The sequence below is a fragment of the Pseudokineococcus marinus genome (assembly GCF_013004605.1).
Classification (GTDB): Bacteria; Actinomycetota; Actinomycetes; order Actinomycetales; family Quadrisphaeraceae; genus Pseudokineococcus; species Pseudokineococcus marinus.
The window spans coordinates 1-3,879 of sequence record NZ_JABEMA010000292.1 but is presented as its reverse complement, the minus strand read 5'-3'; the positions used below and the strand labels follow the sequence as shown (position 1 = coordinate 3,879).

The window sequence follows — 3,879 nt, the reverse complement described above, 5'->3', positions numbered from 1 at the left end:
CGACCGCGCCGCGCGTCGCGGCCCTCGCCGTCCTGGCCGACCAGCCCCACGCCGACGCCGACGACGTCGCCCGCGGCGTCCGGGCCCGCATCGGCAGCGTCTCCGTGCAGGCGGTCTACGACGTCCTCGGCGCCCTTCACCGCGCCGGGCTCGTCCGCCGCATCGAGCCGGCGGGCTCCCCGGCGCGCTTCGAGCTGCGCGTCGACGACAACCACCACCACCTCGTGTGCCGCGGCTGCGGCGAGGTGCGCGACGTCGACTGCGCCACCGGGGCCGCCCCGTGCCTCGAGCCCGCGCGCCCCCGTGGCGCGCGCACCAGCGGCGACGCCGCTCTGGACGGCTTCGTCGTCGACGAGGCCGAGGTCATCTACTGGGGAACCTGCGCGCGCTGCGCCGCCGGCTGAGAGCGACCGGCGAGCCGGCCGCGAAGAGCCCTCCCGGGGATGCGGGCCGCTCCCCCGGCACGCACGGTGTGGGGGCAGGTCGTCGTACCGACGACCTCTCCGCAGACCAGCAGGAGGACCCACCGTGACCGCCGAGGCGACCTGGACCACCAGCAACGCCGGCATCCCCGCCGGCAGCGACGAGCACTCGATGACGCAGGGCCCCGGCGGCGGGACGCTGCTCCAGGACCACTACCTCATCGAGAAGATGGCGCAGTTCAACCGCGAGCGCGTGCCCGAGCGCGTCGTCCACGCGAAGGGCGGCGGCGCCTTCGGCACCTTCGAGGTCACCGGCGACGTGAGCCGGTACACGCGCGCCGCCCTCTTCCAGCCCGGGACGACCACCCGGATGCTGGCGCGCTTCTCGACGGTGGCCGGCGAGCAGGGCACGCCGGACACCTGGCGCGACCCCCGCGGCTTCGCGCTGAAGTTCTACACGAGCGAGGGCAACTACGACCTCGTCGGCAACAACACGCCGGTGTTCTTCGTCAAGGACGCCATGAAGTTCCAGGACTTCATCCGCTCGCAGAAGCGCCTGCCCGCGTCCGGCCTGCGCGACAACGACATGCAGTGGGACTTCTGGACCCTCTCCCCCGAGAGCGCGCACCAGGTCGTCGTCCTCATGGGCGACCGCGGTGTGCCGCGCACCTGGCGCCACATGAACGGCTACGGCTCGCACACGTTCCAGTGGGTCAACGCTGAGGGCGAGGCCTTCTGGGTCAAGTACCACCTGAAGACCGACCAGGGCAACGAGTTCCTCGAGCAGGACGAGGCCGACCGCATCGCCGGGGCGTCGCCCGACCACCACCGCCAGGACCTCTTCGCGAAGATCGCCGAGGGCGACTTCCCGAGCTGGACGATGCACGTCCAGGTCATCCCCGTCGCCGAGGCGGAGTCCTACCGGCACAACATCTTCGACGTCACGAAGACCGTGTCGCAGAAGGACTACCCGCTGGTCGAGGTCGGCCGGATGACGCTGGACACGAACCCCGAGAACTTCCACGCCCAGATCGAGCAGGCCGCCTTCGACGTCAACAACATGGTGCCGGGCATCGGGCCGAGCCCCGACAAGATGCTCATGGGTCGGATGTTCAGCTACGCCGACGCGCACCGGTACCGCATCGGCACCAACTACACCCAGCTCCCGGTCAACGCGCCCGTGGCCCCGCTCGGCACGTACGCCAAGGAGGGGGCGATGGCGTACCGCTGGAACCCCCCGACGCAGCCCGTCTACCAGCCGAGCAGCTCCGGCGGCCCCGTCGCGGACCCGCAGCGCGCCGGCGAGACGCCCGGGTGGACGGCGGGCGGCCCGACGGCGCGGACGGCCTACCTCGACCACGCCGAGGACGACGACTGGGGCCAGGCCGGCACGCTCGTCCGCGAGGTCATGGACGACGGCGCGCGCAGCCGCCTCGTGACCAACGTGTCGGGCCACCTGCTCAACGGCGTCTCCGAGCCGGTGCTCGAGCGGGCCTTCGCCTACTGGCGGAACATCGACAAGGAGACGGGCGACCGCATCGAGGAGGCCGTGCGCGAGCAGAAGCCGTCGTCGGCACCCACGACGAGCGCCTCGCCCACGACGCCGGGCGACGAGGCCGAGAAGCGCTGACCGCTCGACCTCACGCGCGAGGGGCCCGGGAGACGCTGCTCCCGGGCCCCTCGTGCGTCCGGTCCGGGCCGTGGAGGCCGCTCACCGCGCCTCAGGAGGTGCGCAGGCGGGCCAGGGCCCGCTCCTCGGCGGGGATGCGCACGAGCAGCAGCAGCGCGGCGTTGAGCACCGTGAAGACGACGGCCGTGACCCACGCGGTGTGGACCAGCGGCAGGGCGACGCCCTCGACGGCGACGACGACGTAGTTGGGGTGGCTCAGCCAGCGGTAGGGGCCACGGGTGACCCGGCGCAGGCCGGGGACGACGACGACCCGGGTGTTCCACTGCCGCCCCAGCGTGGCGATGACCCAGGCGCGCGTCGCCTCGGTGAGCACGAGCAGCGCGAGCATGGTCCACCCGAGCGCCGGCACGAAGGGCCGGTCCGCCACGACGACCTCCACGAGGCAGGCCACGAGCAGGCCCGTGTGGAGGGCCACCATGACGGGGAAGTGGCCGCGCCCTGCCTCGAACCCGCCGCGACGCAGCGCCCACGCCAGGTTGCGGCGCGAGATGACGAGCTCGGCCAGCCGCTCGACCGCGACGAGCAGGACGACGACGGCGTAGACCCCGACGCTCACGCCGCCACCGCGGCGCCGGCCCGGCCGTCGCCCGCCACCGCGGCGGCCTGCGGCCACCGGAGGAGGACGAGCTCGGCGCAGAAGCCGGGGCCCATGGCGAACATCAGCGCGTGGTCGCCGTCGGCGGGCGGCTCCGCCAGCGTCTCGGCCAGGACGTGGAGCACCGAGACCGACGACATGTTGCCGTTCTCGGCGAGGTTCTCCCACGAGCGGGAGAGGGCGTCGTCCGGCAGCCCGAGGACCTCGGTCACCGCCTCGAGCACCTTGGGCCCGCCCGGGTGGGCGACCCAGCGGGCGACGTCGCCCGTCGCGAGGTCGTGGCCGCCGAGGAAGCCGGTGACGTCGTCGGCCAGGTACTGCCGGACGACGTCGGTGACGCTCGTCGTCAGGACGATGCGGAACCCGCTGCCGCCGACGTCCCAGCCCATGACGCCCGCGGTGTCGGGGTAGAAGCGGCTGCGGGCGCCCACGACCTCAGGGCCGGGCAGGCCCAGCTCGGCGGCGCGCCGGTCCCCGAGGAGGACGACGGCCGCGGCGCCGTCGCCGAAGAGCCCGGACGCGACGAGGTTGGCGGTGGACGTGTCGTCGCGCTGCACCGTGAGCGAGCACAGCTCGACGCCGAGGAGCACGGCGACGGCGTCCGGGTCCCCGCGGAGGTGGTCGTGCACGCGGGCGACGCCCGCCGCGCCGGCCACGCAGCCGAGGCCGAAGAGCGGCATCCGCTTGACGTCCGGCCGGAGCCCCAGCGGCTCGACGAGGCGGGCGTCCAGCGACGGCGCCGCGACGCCCGTGGTGCTGGCGAGGACGAGGACGTCGACGTCCTGGGGCGTGAGGCCGACGCGCCCGAGGGCCTGCCGCACGGCGCGCTCGCCCAGCTCGAGCCCCACCCGCACGTAGGCGTCGTTGGCGGAGCGGAAGCCGTCGAGCTGCGGGTACTCCTCGAGCGGCAGCGCCAGGTGCCGCTGGCGGACCCCGGTGTTGCCGTGCAGGCGGTGCAGCAGGGCGCGGCGGGGACCGTCGAGCTCCCCGCCCGAGGCGATGACCTGGCTGAAGGCGTCGGTGATGTCCGCCTGCGCGGACGTGCGCGGCGGCACGGCGGTGCCGACGGAGACGATGCGGGTCATGGGGCTCCTTCGTGGCGCGCGCCGCCGCTGGGCTGCGCGGCGCCACCCATCCTGCGCCGCGCCCGGCCGGGTCGCGACGGCGGGCGC

The 3,879-nt window shown here is 74.3% G+C and carries 4 protein-coding genes; 2 read left to right on the top strand and 2 right to left on the bottom strand.

Going from position 1 to position 3,879, the window contains the following annotated elements; all coding sequences use genetic code 11:
- Together HLB09_RS14235 and HLB09_RS14230 are read left to right on the top strand one after the other, a co-directional pair.
- On the top strand, positions 1-404 hold a 404-nt coding region (locus tag HLB09_RS14235; protein ID WP_171203998.1), incomplete at its 5' end, for a Fur family transcriptional regulator.
- A 190-nt stretch (positions 405-594) separates the two neighbouring features.
- Positions 595-2,052 carry a catalase gene (locus HLB09_RS14230; protein ID WP_171203999.1) on the top strand — a complete coding sequence of 486 codons (1,458 nt, stop codon included), beginning with the start codon at positions 595-597 and terminating at the stop codon, positions 2,050-2,052.
- Positions 2,053-2,143: 91 nt separating this feature from the next.
- Here the strand turns inward: HLB09_RS14230 and HLB09_RS20130 are convergent, their stop codons facing one another.
- Both HLB09_RS20130 and HLB09_RS14220 read right to left on the bottom strand, forming a co-directional pair.
- Entirely contained in the window at positions 2,144-2,668 is a 525-nt protein-coding gene (locus tag HLB09_RS20130) for an isoprenylcysteine carboxyl methyltransferase family protein (RefSeq protein WP_171203997.1), read from the bottom strand.
- A partial coding sequence (locus HLB09_RS14220) for a type III polyketide synthase (RefSeq protein WP_212771116.1) occupies positions 2,665-3,879 on the bottom strand: 1,215 nt, incomplete at its 5' end. The genes HLB09_RS14220 and HLB09_RS20130, both read right to left, overlap by 4 nt.